The organism is Micromonospora sp. NPDC023888 (assembly GCF_040639415.1).
GTDB lineage: Bacteria > Actinomycetota > Actinomycetes > Mycobacteriales > Micromonosporaceae > Micromonospora.
In genome coordinates, this window is sequence record NZ_JBEZZW010000022.1 from 36,754 (window position 1) to 53,726 (window position 16,973).

Genomic DNA, 16,973 nt, shown 5'->3' on the forward strand with positions numbered 1-16,973 from the left:
GTGCGTGACCCACGCTGCCCCCGTCTCTCCCGTCGACCGTGCCGGCCTACGGCAGCGGGTCGACAAAGCCCTCAGCGAGTTCCTGACCGGCCAACGGGTTCGGCTCGCCGCCGTGGACGACGCCCTGGCTCCGGTGGCCGAGGCGATCGAGGCTTTCGTGCTCGGCGGCGGCAAGCGGCTCCGCCCGGCATTCGCGTACTGGGGGTTCCGGGGCGCGGGCGGGCTCGACGGCGACCAGGTGCTCACGGCCCTTGCCGCGCTGGAGTTCGTCCAGGCCAGCGCCCTGATCCATGACGACCTGATGGACCGCTCCGACACCCGGCGCGGCGAGCCCGCGGTGCACCGGCGGTTCGCCGCCCGGCACCGGGAGGCCGGCTGGGGCGGTGACCCGGACGGCTTCGGTGACGCCGCCGCGATCCTGCTCGGCGACCTGTGCCTGGTCTGGTCCGACGAGCTGCTGCACTCCGCGGGGCTGGACCTGTGGTCGTTGGCGCGGGCCCGACCGGTCTTCGACGAGATGCGCACCGAGGTCACCGTCGGGCAGTACCTCGACGTGCTGACGCAGGTCACCGGCGACACCTCGGTGGAACGGGCAAGCAAGGTCGCCCGGTACAAGTCGGCGAAGTACACCGTCGAGCGTCCGCTGCTGCTCGGCGCCGCGCTTGCCGACGCGACGGCCGACGTCCGGGCGGCCTACTCGGCGTACGGGCTGCCGCTGGGTGAGGCGTTCCAGCTCCGTGACGACGTGCTTGGTGTCTTCGGTGACCCGGCGCTGACCGGCAAGCCGGCCGGGGACGACCTGCGCGAGGGCAAGCGCACCTACCTGGTGGCGGCGGCCGTGGAGACCACCGACGACGCCGGCCGCGAGCTGCTGCTCAGCCAACTCGGCGACCCTGAGCTGGACGAGCAGGGGGTGGCTCGGCTCCGCGAACTGATCACCGCGAGCGGGGCGCTCGCCCGCACCGAGCAGCGGATCATCACGCTCACCGACGCCGCGCTGGCGGCGCTGGCCGCCGTCGACCTCGACACCGAGGCCCGCCAGGCCCTGGTAGACCTGGCCATAGCCGCAACCCGCCGAGCCGACTAACCCCACCCCACCCCCCTCCCCCACCCCCCTACGCGTTGATCATGAGGTTGGCGGCGTTCCGCGTCGGCGTGTCGCGTCGCCAACCTCATGATCAACGGAGAGAGGGGGGCCTGGGGGGGCCTGGGGGGTTAGAAGCCCAGGGCTTGGGCTCGGCGTTTCACCTCGCGGGCCTGGTCGCCGGAGAGGGCTGTGGCCGGGGTGCCGCCGGGCAGGGTGTCGTCCGGCTCGTACAGCCAGCGCAGGGCGGCCTCGTCGTCGTAGCCGTTGTCGGTGAGCAGGTTGAGCACGCCGGGCAGGTGCTTGAGCACTGTCTGGTTGGCGACCAGGTCCGCCGGGATGCGCCGGACGCCGTCGCGGCGGACCGCCAGCAACTCCCGGTCACGGATCATCTGGTGCACCTTGCTGATCGACACGTCGAGGCGCTCGGCGACGTCGGGCAGGGTCAGCCAGCCGGCCGGGTCGGCGGGTCCGGCGAGCTCCAGGCTGGGCACGGCCTGGTCGGGTACGGGTTCGGTCACCCGACCACCCTGCCACGCCACCGTCGCGACGGGCCACCGGCACCCCGGACGACCGAGCGGAGCCCGCTTCCCGAGCGTCGCTGACCTGCGGGTGAGGCAACGCTGAGCGCAGCGGGACGGACCCGTTCGGCGTCCGGCTGTAGCATCCTGTTCAACCTTCACCTCCTGGACACATAGACTCGCTGCCGATGGACACTCAGGTCGCCGACACGTTGCTGGGCTCGCTGATCGACGGGCGCTACCGCATTCGCGGTCGCGTGGCCCGTGGTGGCATGGCGACCGTGTACACCGCCACCGACGAACGCCTTGAGCGCACCGTCGCCGTCAAGATCATTCATCCGACCCAGGCCCCCGAGGCCCGGGCCCGGATCACCAACTTCGTGGCTCGGTTCACCGACGAGGCGAAGACCATCGCCCGGCTGACCCACCCGAACGTGGTGGCCGTCTACGACCAGGGCACACACGCCGGTCTGCCGTACCTGGTGATGGAGTACGTGCGCGGCCGTACGCTGCGCGACGTGCTGGCCGAGCGACGCCGGCTCAACCCGGACGAGGCGCTGGCCATCGCCGAGCAGATGCTCGCCGCGATCGCCGCCGCGCACCGGTCCGGGCTCGTGCACCGCGACGTCAAACCGGAGAACGTGCTTGTCGCCGAGGCCCCCACCGGCGGTGTCGCCAATCTGGTCGACAGCGTCGTCAAGGTGGCCGACTTCGGGCTGGCCCGGGCCGTCGAGGCGAGCGCCGACGAGGAACAGGGCAACCAGCTCATGGCCACCGTGGCGTACGTCGCCCCGGAACTGGTCACCGAGGGTCGCGCCGATCCCCGCACCGACGTCTACTCGGCCGGCATCGTGCTGTTCGAGATGCTCGCCGGCCGGGTGCCGTACGACGGGGACCGCCCGGTGGACGTCGCCTGGCAGCACGTCGACCGGGACGTGCCGGCACCCTCGACGCTGGTGCCCGGCCTGCCGCCGGTCCTCGACGAGCTGGTGCAGCGGGCCACTCGGCGCGATCCCGACGCGCGGCCCGCCGACGCCGGCGCGCTGCTGGCCGAGGTGCAGGTCGCCCGGGATCGCCTGGGTGACGCCAACAGCCACACGGCGGTGCTCCGCCCGGTGAGCGGCGAGCCACTCTCCCAGCCGACCATGGTGGTGGCGACGGTCCGCCCGTCCGACCGCCCGGCCTGGGCGCGGCTGCCCGAGGGGGCCAGCAGCCAGGGGCCGGGTCGACGGCGGGCCGCCCCGGAGCCCGCGGAGGGCCTGGGGCCCCGACTCGCTGCGCTGCGCGGCACGCTGATGGCGAGCCCGCGCGGCCGGCTGACCGTCGCGGCGGTGGTGGTGACGCTGGGCTTGGTGGCGGCGATCGGGGGCTGGTGGTTCGGCGTCGGCCGCTACACGGACGCCCCGCAACTGGTGAGCCTGAGCAAGGCCGAGGCGCAGGCACAGGCCGACCGCGCCGGGCTCACCCTGAAGTACGGTGAGCCACGCTTCGACGAGCAGGCCCCGAAGGACAGCGTGCTGGGGCAGAGCCCGGCGTCCGCCACCAGGATCGTCAAGGGTGGCACGATCACCCTGACCCTCTCGCTCGGCCCGGAGCGCTTCCCCGTGCCGGACGTGATCGGCAAGGAGTTCGAACTCGCCGAGGCGGACCTGGTGAACGTGAAGCTGGTGGTGGCGAAGGGAGCACCCCGCTACGACGACAGCCTGCCGGCCGGCGTCGTGCTGGACACCTCCCCCAAGGTGGGCGCCGAGGTCAAACCGGGCGCGAAGATCACCCTCATTCTGAGCCGGGGCAGGGCGCCGGTGACGGTGCCGAACCTGGTCGGTAAGAACCTCAACGAGGCTCGCGCCACCCTGGCCCAGCTCAACCTGGTGCTGGTGGAGACGTACAAGGACTCCGACAAGCCCAGGGACGAGATCCTCGGGCAGAGCCCGGCCGACGGGGCCGGCGTGGAGAAGGGCACCCAGGTCAAGGTGGACGTCAGCAAGGGCCCGGCGGCGATCGTCGTGCCCCGGGTGATCGACCTGCCCTGTCAGCAGGCCAAGCAGGCGTTGGAGAGCCAGGGCTTCCCGGTGACGGTCGCGATCAACCCGAACGCCGTGGTCCGGATCCAGATCCCGGGCGAGAATTCGCAGGTGCCGCCGGGCACCCAGGTCACCCTCACGTGCTTCTGATGCCGGCGGTCACCTCGCGTCCGGTGGGCGCGCACACTCCGACCTCGGGTGGGCTGGCCAAGGCCGCCCTGCCGTACGCCGACGCGACAGGCGCCCAGGTGGTGCAGGTCTACGTCTCCAACTCGCGGGGCTGGGCGCTGCCCAGCGGTGACCCGGCCCAGGACGCCCTGTTCCGCGACGGCTGCGCCGAGCGGGGCATTCCGGCGTTCATCCACGCCTCGCTGCTTGTCAACCTCGGCTCGCCCACCCCGGCCACTGTCGAGAAGTCGGCGCAGACCCTGGCCCATGCCCTTCGCCGGGGCGTGGCGATCGGCGCGCGGGCGGTGGTGTTCCACGCGGGCAGTTCGGTGGACGAGGGGTACGCCGAGGCGGCGATGCGACAGGTCCGCCGGGAGTTGCTGCCGCTGCTCGACTGGGCCGCCGACGCCGGCGGGCCCATGCTGCTCGTCGAACCGAGCGCCGGCGGCGGTCGGTCCCTCGCCTCCCGGGTGGAGCAGCTCGGGCCCTACCTGGACGCGGTGGACCGGCACCCCATGCTCGGGGTCTGCTTCGACACCTGCCACGCCTGGGCCGCCGGCCACGACCTAGCCGCCGAGGGTGGCATGACGGCGACCCTGGACACCCTGGTGGCCACGGTCGGCGCGGACCGGCTGCGGCTGGTCCACGCCAACGACTCGAAGGATCTGTGCGGCTCCACCCGGGACCGGCACGAGAACATCGGCAAGGGCACCATCGGCGAGCCCGCCTTCGCCGAGCTGATGGCCCACCCCGCCACCGCCGGCGTCCCGATCGTGGTGGAGACCCCGAGCGAGAAGCAGTTGGGCCACACCGCCGACATAACCACCCTCACCCGCCTGACCCCGGCCCCCTGACCCCCCACCCCTGACCCACCTCGGTGATCAAGAGGTTTGCGTCATCCGGAGGCCGGAATCTGACGCGAACCTCTTGATCACCGGGTCGTGGGAGGACGCCGGATCAGCCGGTGGTGGACGGGTGCCGGCTGGGGGTCAGGACGCGGCGAGGATGCGGGGCAGGGTCGCGACCGCGCGGTCGATGTCCGCGTCGCTGACGCCCAGGTGGGTCACCAGGCGGGCGGTGCGCGGGCCGAGCACCGAGACGAGGACGCCCTCGGCCCGCGCGGCGACGGCCAGGGCACGCGCGTCAAGGACGTGCTTGGTCAGGTCCAGTGCGACCAGGTTGGTGCGGACCGTGGTCGCCAGCACGCCGAACGGCGCGACGGCCTCGGCGAGCCGGGCCGCCCTCGCGTGGTCGTCGGCCAGCCGGTCGATGTGGTGCGCGAGCGCGTACCGGCCGGCGGCGGCGAGGATGCCGGCCTGCCGCATGCCGCCGCCCATCCGCTTACGGATCATCCGGGCCCGCTCGATCTTCTCCGCGCTGCCCACCACCAGCGAGCCGACCGGAGCGCCGAGGCCCTTGGAGAGACACACCGACAGCGTGTCGAAGAGCCGGCCGTACTCGATCAGGGGCACCCCGTCGGCGACGTGCGCGTGCCAGATCCGGGCGCCGTCGCAGTGCAACGCGACACCCGCGTCGTCGGCGACTTCGCGCAGATCCCGCAGCGTGTCCAGCGGGATCACCCCACCACCGCCGCGATTGTGGGTCTGTTCGACGGCGATCGCGCGGGTGGGGACGGCGAAGTAGCCGTCCGGCCGGATCATCGCGGCCACCCTCTCCGGGTCGATGTCCGCGCCGACCGCGGGCCAGGTCCGGGAGGAGATGCCGCCGTACGCGGCAGCGGCGCCGATCTCGTACGTGACCACGTGCGCGTCGGCGTCGCAGAGCAGCTCGTCGCCGGGCGACACCAGCAGTTGCAGGGCGATCTGGTTGGCCATCGACCCGCTCGGGGCGAACAGCGCCGCCTCGTGGCCGAACAGCGCGGCGACCTCGGCCTCCAGCGCGTTGACTGTCGGGTCCTCGCCGTAGACGTCGTCACCGACCTCGGCGGTGGCCATCGCCTCCCGCATCCCGGCGGTGGGTCGGGTCACCGTGTCGGAGCGCAGGTCCACGAACAGGTCAGCCACGGTCGTCCTCACTCCTCGCGTCAGCCACGGAGCATCTCCGCGACCAGGAACGCCAACTCCAACGACTGCTGGGTGTTCAGTCGGGGGTCGCAGGCGGTCTCGTACCGGTCGGGCAGGTCGAGGTCCTCGATGCCCTGGGCGCCGCCGAGGCACTCGGTGACGTCCTCGCCGGTCAACTCGACGTGCAGGCCGCCGGGGTGGGTGTCCAGCCCCCGGTGCACCTCGAAGTAGCCGAGCACCTCGTCGACGATGCGGTCGAAGTGCCGGGTCTTGTAGCCGTTCGACGACTCGTGCGTGTTGCCGTGCATCGGGTCGCACTGCCAGACCACCTTCGCGCCAGCGGCGGTGACCTTGGCGACGATCGGCGGCAGGGCGTCGCGCACCCGGTGGTTGCCCATCCGGCTGATCAGGGTGAGCCGGCCGGGGATGTTGTCCGGGTTGAGCTTCTCGCACAGCTCGATCGCCTCGTCCGGGGAGGTGGTCGGGCCGAGCTTGACGCCGATCGGGTTGGCGATCCGGGAGATGAAGTCGATGTGTGCGCCGCTGATCTGCCGGGTGCGCTCGCCGATCCAGAGGAAGTGCCCGGAGAGCCCGTACGCCCGGCGGTCGGAGACCCGGGTCAGCGCCCGGTCGTACTCCAGGGCGAGCGCCTCGTGGGAGCAGTAGAGCGTGACGGTCCGCAGCGCCTCGTCGTCGGTCATCCCGCAGGCCCGGATGAAGGCCAGCGCCCGGTCGATCTCCCGGGCGATCGCCTCGTAGCGCTCCCCCGCCGGGGAGGTCCTCACGAAGCCCTTGTTCCAGTCGTGCACGGCGTGCAGGTCGGCGAGCCCACCGGCGAGGTACGCCCGGAGCATGTTCATCGCCGCCGCCGAGTTGGCGTACGCCCGGATCATGCGCTGCGGGTCGGCAACCCGGGCGACCGGGTCGGCCTCCAGCGAGTTGATCATGTCGCCGCGGTAGGCGGGCAGGCCGCGCGCGTCGGTGGGCAGCGAGCGGGGCTTGGTGTACTGCCCGGCGACCCGGGCGACCTTGACCACCGGCAGCGACGCGCCGTAGGTGAGCACGATCGCCATCTGGAGCAGGGTGCGGGCGTTGGCCAGCAGGTGGCTCTCGGTGTTGTCGACGAACGTCTCCGCGCAGTCACCGCCCTGGAGCAGGAACGCCTTGCCCTCGCAGACCAGGGCGAGCTTCTGCCGGAGCTGGTCCACCTCGTAGGGCGCGACGACCGACGGCACGGTGTCGAGGACCTTGCAGACCGCCGCGACGGCCGCCGGGTCGGACCACGGTGGGACCTGCTCGCGCGGCAGCTCCCGCCATCGGTCCAGGCCGAGCGCGGCGTCCTCGGCGGAGTCGACTGTCGGTCGGCTGGTCTGCAGGCCCGGGCTGCCCACCGCGGGATGGCTCAGCTGATGCCACTCATGGCGCATGACAGAAAGCCTACGGCGACGGTCGGGGTGCTCGGGGGGCGAGGGGGACGGTTCCGGCAGATGGGAGATCAAACACCCGGGCTCTGCTTGGGACGCGGTAGGGGCGACCCCTCAGGACGCGGTGGGGGCGATGCCGACGGAGCGGCCGGCGTGCCCGGTGACTCGCCGGCGATGCACCAGTCGCTGCCCTGCCGGGTCACCGTGAACACCAGCGGCCGGGCGACGGTGCGCTTACCGGCGGTGACCGAGACCGAGACGCTGACCTCCTGACCGAGCGGACCGGACCGGATGTCGGTGATGGCCGCCTCGGGCACCTGGAAGTGATCGGCGAAGTCGCCGTTGGGGCCGGTGGCGGCCAGGTCGAAGCCGTCGTGCAGGAGCGCGCAGAGCTGGCTGCGGCCGGCGGCGACGTCCTTCGCGGTCATCGCGTCGAGGTACGCCTGCACGCGCTCCCGGGAGCGGGCGGCGGCCTCCTCGGCGGGGGCGCGTGAGGGTTTGGCTGGCGGCTCGTCCTCGGCGCCGTCGCCGATGCCGCAGCCGACCAGGGCGACCGGCAGCAGCACCAGCCCGGCGACGGTTGCCGCCAGCCTGCGGTGGGTCGGGCGCATGACCACCTCCGTCGACTGTGAGATCGAGACCTGCCGAGCCGCGAGTCTGCCACATCGAGCTGACCCGACCCCAACGACGGCGGCCCGGCCGACGCTTGGCGTCGACCGGGCCGTCGGATCACGGGCGGGGAGGAGCGGTGCGGGCCCCTCCCCGCCGTGTGGGTGGTGCGCCGGCCTCCGGCTCAGCCGAGACCGCCCTTGATGGCGCCGATGAGCTCGCCGTTGCTCGTGTCACCGGAGAGCTCCCAGAAGAACGCGCCACCGAGGCCCTGGTTCTTCGCGTACGTCATCTTGCCGTTGATGGTCGACGGGGTGTCGTAGCTCCACCAGTTGCTGCCGCACTTGGCGTACGCGGTGCCGGCGACCGTGCCGGTGACCGGGCAGGTGTTCTTGAGGACCTTGTAGTCCTCGATGCCCGCCTCGTAGGTGCCCGGCGCCGCCCCGGTGGCGCTGCCACCCGGTGCGGCCTGGGTGACACCGGTCCAGCCGCGGCCGTAGAAGCCGATACCGAGCAACAGCTTGCTGGCCGGGACGCCCTTGCTCTTGAGCTTCTGGATCGCCGCGTCGGAGTTGAAGCCCTGTTGCGGGATGCCGGTGTACGAGGTGAGCGGCGAGTGCGGCGCCGTCGGACCCTGGGCGGCGAACGCCCCGAAGTAGTCGTAGGTCATCGGCATCAGCCAGTTGAGGTTGCCGATGGCGCCGGCGTAGTCGGTGGCGTCGATCTTGCCGCCGTTGCTGCCGTCCGCGGTGATGGCCGCGGTGACCAGGGCGCTGGACCCGAACCTCGACCGCAGCGCGCCGATCACGTTCTTGAACGCGTTCGGGCCGCTGGTGTCACAGGTCAGACCGCAGGCGTTCGGGTACTCCCAGTCGACGTCGATGCCGTCGAAGACGTCCGCCCAGCGGGGGTCCTCGACCAGGTTGTAGCAGCTCTCGGCGAACGCGGCCGGGTTCTGTGCGGCCTGGGTGAAGCCGCCGGACCAGGTCCAGCCACCGAACGACCAGATCACCTTGAGGTGCGGGTTCAACTGCTTGAGCTTGCGGAGCTGGTTGAAGCTGCCGCGCAGCGGCTGGTCCCAGGTGTCGGCGACGCCGTCCACGCTCTCCGCCGCCGTGTACGCCTTCTCGTAGTCGGCGTAGCTGTCACCGATGGCGCAGCGGCCGCCGGTGGTGTTGCCGAAGGCGTACAGGATGTGGGTCAGCTTGGCGGCGGAGCCGCTGGTCTGGATGTTCTTGACGTGGTAGTTGCGCCCGTAGACGCCCCACTCGGCGAAGTAGCCGACGACCTTCTTGCCACCCGGGTTCGGCGGGGTGGTGGTCGGAGGCGGCGTGGTGGGTGGTGCGGTGGTGGGCGGCGCCGTGGTGGGCGGGGCGGTGGTCGGCGCGCTCGTGGTCGGCGGGCTGGTCGGGGTGCCGCCGCCGCAGGGTGCGCCGTTGACTGTGCAGTTCAGCGGTGCCTTGTAGGCGCCGGTGCCGTTGTAACCCCAACTGAACGAGGCGCCCGGGGCGAGGCCGCCGGCCCAGCTCTTCTTGACCGCGACGTAGTGGTTGCCGCTGCTTGTCACGTCGGCGTCCCAGGCGCTGCTGATGGTGGTGCCCGACGGCAGGTCGAACTCGACGCGCCAGGTGCTGACGGTGGCACTCGACCCGTTGGTGACCGTCACCTTCGTCTCGTGACCGGTCCCCCAGTCCTGTGCCCTGGCGAACGTGGTGGTGACACTGCCGGCGCCGAACGCGGTGGTCATCGGTACCGCTGCGACGGTCACGGCGACCACGGCACCGGCCCAGAGGGCCCGGCGGAGCGATCTTTTCATGAGGCGTCTCCCGAACTGTTAGGAAACTTTCCAAAAGAGATGGTGAGACGGTACTCACGGCGTCATCACTTCGTCAAGATGTGCATGTTTCGATTTCTCCTGATGCGTGGATTGCACCCGCTCCGCCCGCCTCCGGGCCGCTGCCCGGTCGGCGCGTAGCCTCGGGCCATGACCGTCTTCGACATCCCGATCGACGCCCTCAACGGCGGCCCCGCCGAGCTGGCCCGCTACCGCGGCAAGGCGCTCCTGGTCGTCAACGTGGCCTCCCGCTGCGGTCTCACCCCGCAGTACGCAGGCCTCCAGACGCTCGCCGACACGTACGCCGAGCGCGGCCTCGTGGTGCTCGGCGTGCCGTGCAACCAGTTCGCCGGGCAGGAGCCGGGCAGCGCCGCCGAGATCAGCGACTTCTGCCAGGTCAACTACGGCGTGACCTTCCCGCTGACCGAGAAGGTCGACGTCAACGGCCCGAACCGGCACCCGCTCTACGCCGCGCTTGTGGACACCCCGGACGCCGACGGGCACACCGGGGACGTCCGGTGGAACTTCGAGAAGTTCCTGGTGGCCCCGGACGGCACCGTCGCCGCCCGCTTCGCCCCCACCGTCACCCCCGAAGCCGAAGACCTGCGCGCAGCAATCGAGAAGGCCCTCCCCGCCTGACGGCGGCGATCAAGAGGTTCGCGTCAACCCAGGGCCTGCTTCCGACGCAAACCTCTTGATCAACGTTGGGGGCGGGCGACCGTTCGTCACCGGAGAGTGGCGCCTGCCCGGAGAGCCGGTCGACGCACCAGCGTGAGCACTACGTTGGGCTGGACGGGCTCGCGGCACGACCAGGCACCCGCCCTGGTGGGCGGAGGTCGCGAGCAGTCCGCGCGGCTACCCGGCAGCGGGCGATCGAAATAACCCACCGAACCGGTCGGGAATACGTCGTGGGTTGGACGGAGTTGGGAACGAGCATGACAACTGTGGGACTGATCGGCAGTGGCAACATCGGCAGCACCGTGGCGCGGCTGGCCGTGGACGCCGGCTACGACGTGGTGCTGAGCAACTCACGCGGCCCGGAGACGCTGAAGGACCTCGTCGACGAACTGGGCGAGCACGCCAGCGCCGGCACGGCACAGGACGCGGCACAGGTCGGCGACCTGGTGGTGGTCACCGTGCCGCTGAAGGCGTACCGCGCCGTGCCCGTCGAGCCGCTGGCCGGCAAGGTCGTCATCGACACCAACAACTACTACCCGCAGCGCGACGGTGCCTTCCCGGAACTGGACTCGGGCGAGACCACAAGCAGCGAGTTGCTCCAGCAGCACCTGCCGGACTCCCGGGTGGTCAAGGTCTTCAACAACATCTACTTCAAGGGCCTGGCCGCGCTCCCCCGGCCGTCGGGTGCCGCCGACCGCAGCGCCCTCGCGATCGCCGGTGACGACGCCGCCGCGAAGGCCGAGGTGACGGCCTTCCTGGACCAGATCGGCTACGACACGGTCGACGTCGGCCCGCTCGCCGAGGGATGGCGCTACCAGCCGGACACCCCGGCGTACGGCTTGCTCTACTCCGCCAGCCCCACCGACTGGGAGCACCCGGCACCGGCCGACGCCGACAAGCTACGCGCCGCCCTGGCCGCCGCGACCCGCTGAGTCACGCCGCCGCCCTCCCCGCGACCACCTACCGGGTGGCCGTCCGGAGGGCGGCGGCGAGTTCGTCGTCGTAGCTGGCGATCGGCTGACCGTCCGAGGCGTACGCGACGAGTCGGCCCTGCGCCATGTTCGCCGAGCGGAACGAGAACATGCGGCTTCCCGGGTACGCGTCGAGCAGCGGGATGGCCCGGGGCGACCCGCCGGGCGCGGAATAGTATTCCAGGCGGGTGACCTGCGGGGAGACCACGCCGTTGACCCGGACCTTGGTCTTCTCGGCGCGGGTGCCGAAGGTGACAGGCGCGCCGGTGCCGTAGGCGGCGCACTCGTCCGGGCCACGGCAGACGAAGAAGTAACGCGGATTGACCACGTCGTCGAGGGCGTACGCCTTGAAGGTGGGGTCCGCCCCGGCGGGCAGCGGCTGCACGGCGAAGAACGCGACAGCCACAGTGGCCGTGACGCCCACCCGCAACCAGCCCCGACCGCCGGCCGGCCGGCGGGACGTCCGGCTGGCGGCGACCGCGACGCTGCCGAAGCCGACCAGGCACAGCAGGCTCACCCCGATCGCGCGGGCGTTCTCGAAGAGGAACTGCACACCCGGCCGCGTCGACACCGGGCTCAGGACCGCACCCAACGAGACGACCATGGCGGCGAGCAGCGCCACGCCGGCGGCCCGCTGGGTGACGCCCGACGCGCCGATCAGCAGCATCGCGGCGAGCACCGGCCACACCTGGTGGTGGGTCCAGGACACCGGGGACGCGGCGACGGTGGCGCAGCCGACAAGCACTGCCGCGTGCCCCGGGCGGCCCCCCGCCGCCAACTGTCGGGCCCGCAGCAGCGCCGCCGCGCACACGAGTGCCACCAGACCGGCCCAGAGCAGTGGCAACGTCGCCTCGTCGACGCCGACGCGCAGCAACATCCCGTGCACTGACTGGTTGCCGAGCGAGGCGAGGTTGCCGATCCGCGAGGTCTGCCGCACGGCCTCGGTCCAGTACGTCCAACTCTCCGCGGGCAGCACCAGCGCGGCGAGAGCCGCGCAGGCCAGGAACGTCGCCAGCGCGCGGGCGGCGTCGCGGTAGCGGCCCGTGGCGAGGAAGTAGACAACGAACAGCAGCGGGGTCAGCTTGATCGCCGCCGCGACCCCCACCACCACCCCGCGCAGCCGGGGCGGGACGACGCCCATCCCGTCGAGCAGGGCCATCAGCACGATGAAGACGCTCACCTGACCGAAGCGCAGATTGCTCTGCACCGGCGCGGAGAGCATCAGCACCGTGGCGGTCACCGCCACGACAAGCGGCCGCCGGGACCGCCGGGTGGTCAGCGCGACACCGACCGCCCCGGCGATGGCGACGACCGCCGCGCACGTGGCCACCAGCCAGATCCCCTGGAGTACGCCCTCACTCACGGCGGTGATCGGGCCGAGCACGAGCGCGGCGAACGGCGGGTACGTGAACGGCCCGCCGTTGGCCGCCCGGAACTCGTACAGCGGGCGACCAGCGCGCAGATCGGACAGCGCGCCGTAGTAGATGTGCAGGTCGGAGAGGCGGTCGTCGCGCCGCAGGACGAGCACGCAGGACACCAGCGCGACGACGACGAAGGCCGTCCACACCAGCGCCACCCGGCGATCCCGCATCGATCGAGGATAAGGCAGCACGACCGCCCGAGGCGGCCCGGCAGCGGCAGACACCGGGCGGCGACGCCTCTGCCCTCGGCAGAACGGGCACGGCGTCAGCGGCTCCGATTCCTAGCATCGGTGCATGGGCACCACGAGCACGCCGGCGTACGACGCCCACGCGGACTGGTACGACTGCTTCATCTCGGGTGGGGGTGACTATCTCCGCCGGGTGCACGCGGCAGTGGCGGACCTGCTCGGCGCGGGTGAGGGTGTCTGCCTCGACATCTGCTGCGGTACCGGCGCGCACGCGGTCGTACCTGCCGGTCTGGGTTGGACTCCGGTGGGCGTGGACCTGTCCGGCGGGCAGTTGCGGCACGCCAGCGGGCGGTTGCCGGTGACCCGGGGCGACGCGACAGCCCTGCCGTTCGTCGCCGCGTCGCTGCCGGCCGCGATGTGCGTGCTGTCAAGCACCGACATGCCCGACTACCCGGCCCTGCTGCGCGAGGTCGCCCGGGTGCTGCGCCCCGGCGGGCGTTTCGTGCACGTGGGCGTGCACCCGTGTTTCGTGGGTGCGTTCGCCGACTGGGGTCAGCACCCGAGGGTGGTCGTCGACGAGCGGTACGCCGACCGGTCACGCAGTTTCGACAGTTGGAACACCGGCGGCGTGCGGGTCCGGGTGGGTGCCTGGCACATCCCCCTCGCCGACCTGGTCAACGCGACCACGGCCGCCGGTCTGCGGCTGGTCCGGGTGGCCGAGGCAGGCCCGGGCGGAGTCCCGGACCTGTTCGGCCTCCTCGCCGTCCGGGAGCGGTAGCGAAACTCGCCCGTCCCGCGCCCACGTCGAAACGCCAAGATCCGCGCAGGTTCGCTGAAGTTGCTGCCTCAGCGCAGAACGAGGCAGCAGTTTCGCCGAAGTTGCGCGGATCTTGCGAGGGGGGGCGGGGACCGCGGCGCGGACACGTCAAGAAACATCGCGTCGGCAACTTGCGTTGCAGTCCCGCGCACGGGACCCTGTTCTCTGGGTTGCCGCCCGCTCACCAAACGTGCTCCCGGAGGCGAGATGTACACGCTCCGTACCGCCCCCCGCCGGCTGCTGGCCGGCTCCGGCGCTCTCCTGCTCGGCACCGCCCTCGCCGCCGCCGGCACGCCCGTCCCGGCCGGCGCCGCGACCGGCGCGGACACCGTCGGGTACGTCCGGCTCGCCCACCTGTCCCCGGACACCCCTGCCGTCGACGTCTACCTGGCCGCGCCGGACGCCGCGAAGCCAAGGGTCTTCCCCGGGGTCGGCTACGGCGTGGTCTCCGACTATCTCGAGCTGGCGCCCGGCCGGTACGCGGTGGCGATGCGGGAGGCCGGCGCTCCGGCGAGCGACCCCCCGGTGCTCACCACCGAAGTCGCGGTCACCAGCGGCGACGCGTTCACGGTCGCCGGGGTCGGCCGACACGCGGACCTGGGTCTGCGGGTGCTCAACGATGACCTCAGCGCGCCCGCGCAGGGCCGCGCCAAGGTGCGTGTCGTGCAGGCCTCCGTGCGCACCCCGGTGCTGGACGTGGCCGCCGCCGACGGCCCGATGATCGCCGACGACGTGCAGTTCGCGACCACCACCGAGTACGAGCAGGTCGAGCCGGGCAGTTGGCGGCTGCGGCTGGCGGGCGCCGACGGGCCGAGCACCAACGCCGAGGTGCGGCTCACCGGCGGTGCGGTCTACTCGCTGCTGGTGCTCGACGCCAAGCAGGGCGGGCTGACCGCCGAGCTGCGCCGCGACGCCGAGGGCGGCACCGTCGTTCCCGCCGGCGGGGTGGACACCGGCGCCGGCGGCACCGCCGATGCCGGACTCGACGCGTACCCCCTGGTGGCCGGTGGGTTGGCCGCGGCTGCCGTCGCGGTGACCGTGCTGCTGTGGCGCCGGCGGCGGCGCACCACCTGGTGAACACCGGGTCCGACCCGTCGATCCGGCGGCATCGTGACCGCCGGATACCGCCGGCCGCGCTTGTCGCGGCCGGCGCGGCGGTCTGCCTGGCCGCCGGCGCCGGAGTCGGGCTGGCCGACGCCGACCCGCCGCCGACGGCGGTGGCGACCTGGCACCCCGGCTGCGCCGACGGCTGCCCACCGACGGCCGCCGCGCCCGCGCCACACGGTCCACCCACGCGGGTACGCGTACCGCGCATCGGTGTCGACTCCACCCTCACCGTGCTCGGCCTGGACCGTGCCGGTGCGCTGATCCCACCTACCGACTTCGGCACCGCCGGCTGGTACGGCGGTGGCCCGGCCCCCGGCGACACCGGCCCCGCCGTGCTCGCCGGGCACCTGGACTCGCGGCGCGGACCGGCGGTGTTCGCCCGGCTCGGGGAGCTGCGCCCCGGTGACCGGGTGGAGGTGTGGCGCGGCGGGCAGCGGCTGCCGTTCCGGGTGACGGGCTCGCTGCGTACCCGCAAGGACCGCTTTCCGACGGAGGCGGTCTACGGGCCGACGCCCGGCGCGGAGCTGCGGCTGGTCACCTGCGGGGGCGACTTCGACAGGCGCAGCGGGCACTACCGGGACAACGTCGTGGTATTCGCGGTGACCGAGGCCGCCAGCCCGGTCCTGCCGAACTCCGCCGCAGGCTGACCCCGCCGCACGGGCCGCCACCCGCCACCCGCCGCACGGGCCACCGCCCGCCGCCCGGCTTGATCAACTCGGTTTCACGGAGGTCGCGGTGTCCGGCACGCCCTGATGCCGCGACTTCCAGGACTCCGAGTGGATCAAGCGCTCAACCCCGGCATCCTGAGGGCGGCGTTAGATTGGGCGGCGGCCGGCGAAGCCGCACTCGGCGCGGTGGTACCAGCGCACGTCGGAGTCGCCCTCCAGCCAGCACCAGAGCACGGCGCGGCCGGCGCGCTCGCCGGGAAAGTCGAGCAGGACCGGGGCGATGCCCTTGACCTGGATGTCGTGCTGGTGCAGCTCGTCGACGACGGCATGCAGTCGAGCTTCCAGCCCCTTGACCTCGGCCAGCCCGCCGAGCGCGCTCACACCGTGGTCGGCCAGGTCTACGCGCAGCTCAGCCAGGTCGGCCCGGACCCGGATCAACTCGTCGACGCGCGGCTGCAGGGTGGCCACCAGGTGCCGGGCCTGGGCAAGTGTGAACACCGGGCCAGTATGCGGCACCCGGGGCCCCACGACGCACCCCGACGGCCACCCACCCGCACCGGCGGCCATCCAGCCCGCGACGACCGGCGGGTCAGTCGGCCTGGGCCGCCAGCTCCCGGGCGCGATCCCGGGCGGCCTCCAGCGCGGCGAGCAGCGCCGCCCGTACGCCGTGCTTCTCCAACTCCCGGATCGCGGAGATGGTGGTGCCGGCCGGTGAGGTGACCGCCTCGCGCAGCTTGACCGGGTGTTCCCCGGAGTCGCGCAACATCACGGCGGAACCGATGGCGGTCTGCACGATGAGTTCGTGCGCCACCTGCCGGGGCAGGCCGAGCAGGATTCCCGCGTCGATCATGGCCTCGACCAGCAGGTAGAAGTAGGCCGGCCCGGAGCCGGAGAGCGCGGTGACCGCGTCCTGCTGTGACTCGGGCACCCGGATCGTCTGGCCGAGGGGCTTGAACATCTCCTCGGCCAGCGCCAGGTGCGCCCCGGTGGCGTACGCGCCCGCCGAGATCGCCGTCATCGCCTCGTCGACAAGCGCCGGGGTGTTGGTCATCACCCGGACCACCGGGGTGCCCTCGGGCAGCCGACGGTTGAAGAAGCTGGTGGGCAGGCCGGCGCAGAGCGAGATGACGAGCTTGTCGGCCGGCACCTTGGGGCCGATCTCGTCGAGCAGCGCGGCGGCGTCCTGCGGCTTCACGGAGACCGCGAGCACCGCCGCCTCGTCCACAGCGGTCAGGTTGTCGACGACCCGTACGCCGTAGCGGGCGGTCAGTTCGTCGGCGCGGGCCGGCCGGCGGGCGGTGGCCAGCAGCCGGTCCACCGGCCATCCCGAGCGCAGCAGCCCGGAGAGCATCAGCTCACCGATCTTGCCCGCGCCAATGACCGCGACCGTGTGCACCCCGGCTGACATGTCGGCCCGTACCCCCTCGCGTCGGGT

At 72.4% G+C, this 16,973-nt stretch carries 16 protein-coding genes; 8 read left to right on the forward strand and 8 right to left on the reverse strand.

Annotated elements, in window-relative coordinates:
* The first annotated feature begins 4 nt into the window (after window positions 1–4).
* Complete coding sequence (locus tag AB0F61_RS20280; protein ID WP_357811834.1) at window positions 5–1,087, forward strand: polyprenyl synthetase family protein; 1,083 nt, start codon at window positions 5–7, stop codon at window positions 1,085–1,087.
* Between the two features lie 128 nt (window positions 1,088–1,215).
* Here the strand turns inward: AB0F61_RS20280 and AB0F61_RS20285 are convergent, their stop codons facing one another.
* Complete coding sequence (locus tag AB0F61_RS20285) at window positions 1,216–1,605, reverse strand: Rv2175c family DNA-binding protein (RefSeq protein ID WP_357811836.1); 390 nt, start codon at window positions 1,603–1,605, stop codon at window positions 1,216–1,218.
* Window positions 1,606–1,793: 188 nt separating this feature from the next.
* On the opposite strand from AB0F61_RS20285, the gene pknB reads away from it, so the two are divergent.
* Window positions 1,794–3,779 carry a Stk1 family PASTA domain-containing Ser/Thr kinase gene (gene pknB, locus AB0F61_RS20290; RefSeq protein ID WP_357811838.1) on the forward strand — a complete coding sequence of 662 codons (1,986 nt, stop codon included), beginning with the start codon at window positions 1,794–1,796 and terminating at the stop codon, window positions 3,777–3,779.
* Window positions 3,779–4,651, forward strand: coding sequence for a deoxyribonuclease IV (locus AB0F61_RS20295; RefSeq protein WP_357811947.1), 873 nt, complete (start codon window positions 3,779–3,781; stop codon window positions 4,649–4,651). Before pknB ends, AB0F61_RS20295 begins: the two co-directional genes overlap by 1 nt.
* Before the next feature lie 135 nt (window positions 4,652–4,786).
* Here AB0F61_RS20295 and AB0F61_RS20300 read toward each other — a convergent pair whose 3' ends face one another.
* The 4 genes from AB0F61_RS20300 to AB0F61_RS20315 form a co-directional block, all read right to left on the reverse strand.
* On the reverse strand, window positions 4,787–5,821 hold the full coding sequence (locus tag AB0F61_RS20300; protein WP_357811840.1) for a GntG family PLP-dependent aldolase: 1,035 nt from the start codon (window positions 5,819–5,821) through the stop codon (window positions 4,787–4,789).
* 20 nt (window positions 5,822–5,841) lie between these two features.
* A complete protein-coding gene (locus AB0F61_RS20305; RefSeq protein ID WP_357811842.1) occupies window positions 5,842–7,248 on the reverse strand; it encodes a class II 3-deoxy-7-phosphoheptulonate synthase in 1,407 nt (468 codons plus the stop codon).
* A gap of 68 nt (window positions 7,249–7,316) precedes the next feature.
* Window positions 7,317–7,856, reverse strand: coding sequence for a nuclear transport factor 2 family protein (locus AB0F61_RS20310; protein WP_357811845.1), 540 nt, complete (start codon window positions 7,854–7,856; stop codon window positions 7,317–7,319).
* A gap of 182 nt (window positions 7,857–8,038) precedes the next feature.
* Window positions 8,039–9,670 carry a glycosyl hydrolase family 18 protein gene (locus tag AB0F61_RS20315; RefSeq protein WP_357811847.1) on the reverse strand — a complete coding sequence of 544 codons (1,632 nt, stop codon included), beginning with the start codon at window positions 9,668–9,670 and terminating at the stop codon, window positions 8,039–8,041.
* 168 nt (window positions 9,671–9,838) lie between these two features.
* Between AB0F61_RS20315 and AB0F61_RS20320 the strand changes: the two genes are divergently transcribed.
* Both AB0F61_RS20320 and AB0F61_RS20325 read left to right on the forward strand, forming a co-directional pair.
* A complete protein-coding gene (locus AB0F61_RS20320; protein WP_357811849.1) occupies window positions 9,839–10,327 on the forward strand; it encodes a glutathione peroxidase in 489 nt (162 codons plus the stop codon).
* 296 nt (window positions 10,328–10,623) lie between these two features.
* Window positions 10,624–11,298 (forward strand): NADPH-dependent F420 reductase, encoded by a 675-nt coding sequence (locus AB0F61_RS20325; protein ID WP_357811852.1) that lies wholly within the window; start codon window positions 10,624–10,626, stop codon window positions 11,296–11,298.
* A gap of 28 nt (window positions 11,299–11,326) precedes the next feature.
* On the opposite strand, the gene AB0F61_RS20330 is transcribed toward AB0F61_RS20325, so the two are convergent.
* Entirely contained in the window at window positions 11,327–12,928 is a 1,602-nt protein-coding gene (locus tag AB0F61_RS20330; protein ID WP_357811854.1) for a glycosyltransferase 87 family protein, read from the reverse strand.
* A 124-nt stretch (window positions 12,929–13,052) separates the two neighbouring features.
* Here AB0F61_RS20330 and AB0F61_RS20335 point away from each other — a divergent pair, with 124 nt between their 5' ends.
* From AB0F61_RS20335 to AB0F61_RS20345, 3 genes are all read left to right on the forward strand, one after another.
* On the forward strand, window positions 13,053–13,724 hold the full coding sequence (locus AB0F61_RS20335; RefSeq protein ID WP_357811856.1) for a methyltransferase domain-containing protein: 672 nt from the start codon (window positions 13,053–13,055) through the stop codon (window positions 13,722–13,724).
* Between the two features lie 246 nt (window positions 13,725–13,970).
* Complete coding sequence (locus tag AB0F61_RS20340; protein ID WP_357811858.1) at window positions 13,971–14,840, forward strand: DUF4397 domain-containing protein; 870 nt, start codon at window positions 13,971–13,973, stop codon at window positions 14,838–14,840.
* A complete protein-coding gene (locus AB0F61_RS20345; RefSeq protein WP_357811859.1) occupies window positions 14,810–15,517 on the forward strand; it encodes a class F sortase in 708 nt (235 codons plus the stop codon). The genes AB0F61_RS20340 and AB0F61_RS20345 overlap by 31 nt, the downstream gene beginning before the upstream one ends.
* 168 nt (window positions 15,518–15,685) lie before the next feature.
* Here AB0F61_RS20345 and AB0F61_RS20350 read toward each other — a convergent pair whose 3' ends face one another.
* Together AB0F61_RS20350 and proC are read right to left on the reverse strand one after the other, a co-directional pair.
* Window positions 15,686–16,036, reverse strand: coding sequence for a DUF2203 domain-containing protein (locus tag AB0F61_RS20350; protein WP_139584495.1), 351 nt, complete (start codon window positions 16,034–16,036; stop codon window positions 15,686–15,688).
* 91 nt (window positions 16,037–16,127) lie between these two features.
* Window positions 16,128–16,946, reverse strand: coding sequence for a pyrroline-5-carboxylate reductase (proC, locus tag AB0F61_RS20355; protein WP_357811861.1), 819 nt, complete (start codon window positions 16,944–16,946; stop codon window positions 16,128–16,130).
* Between the last annotated feature and the right edge of the window lie 27 nt (window positions 16,947–16,973).

Bases quoted from the DNA above. Each gene is read 5' to 3' on its own strand.
- AB0F61_RS20320 (WP_357811849.1), top strand. From the start codon at position 9,839: ATGACCGTCTTCGACATCCCGATCGACGCCCTCAACGGCGGCCCCGCC.
- pknB (WP_357811838.1), top strand. From the start codon at position 1,794: ATGGACACTCAGGTCGCCGACACGTTGCTGGGCTCGCTGATCGACGGG.
- AB0F61_RS20315 (WP_357811847.1), bottom strand. From the start codon at position 9,670: ATGAAAAGATCGCTCCGCCGGGCCCTCTGGGCCGGTGCCGTGGTCGCC.
- AB0F61_RS20330 (WP_357811854.1), bottom strand. From the start codon at position 12,928: ATGCGGGATCGCCGGGTGGCGCTGGTGTGGACGGCCTTCGTCGTCGTC.
- AB0F61_RS20310 (WP_357811845.1), bottom strand. From the start codon at position 7,856: ATGCGCCCGACCCACCGCAGGCTGGCGGCAACCGTCGCCGGGCTGGTG.
- AB0F61_RS20335 (WP_357811856.1), top strand. From the start codon at position 13,053: ATGGGCACCACGAGCACGCCGGCGTACGACGCCCACGCGGACTGGTAC.
- proC (WP_357811861.1), bottom strand. From the start codon at position 16,946: ATGTCAGCCGGGGTGCACACGGTCGCGGTCATTGGCGCGGGCAAGATC.
- AB0F61_RS20325 (WP_357811852.1), top strand. From the start codon at position 10,624: ATGACAACTGTGGGACTGATCGGCAGTGGCAACATCGGCAGCACCGTG.
- AB0F61_RS20295 (WP_357811947.1), top strand. From the start codon at position 3,779: ATGCCGGCGGTCACCTCGCGTCCGGTGGGCGCGCACACTCCGACCTCG.
- AB0F61_RS20340 (WP_357811858.1), top strand. From the start codon at position 13,971: ATGTACACGCTCCGTACCGCCCCCCGCCGGCTGCTGGCCGGCTCCGGC.
- AB0F61_RS20305 (WP_357811842.1), bottom strand. From the start codon at position 7,248: ATGCGCCATGAGTGGCATCAGCTGAGCCATCCCGCGGTGGGCAGCCCG.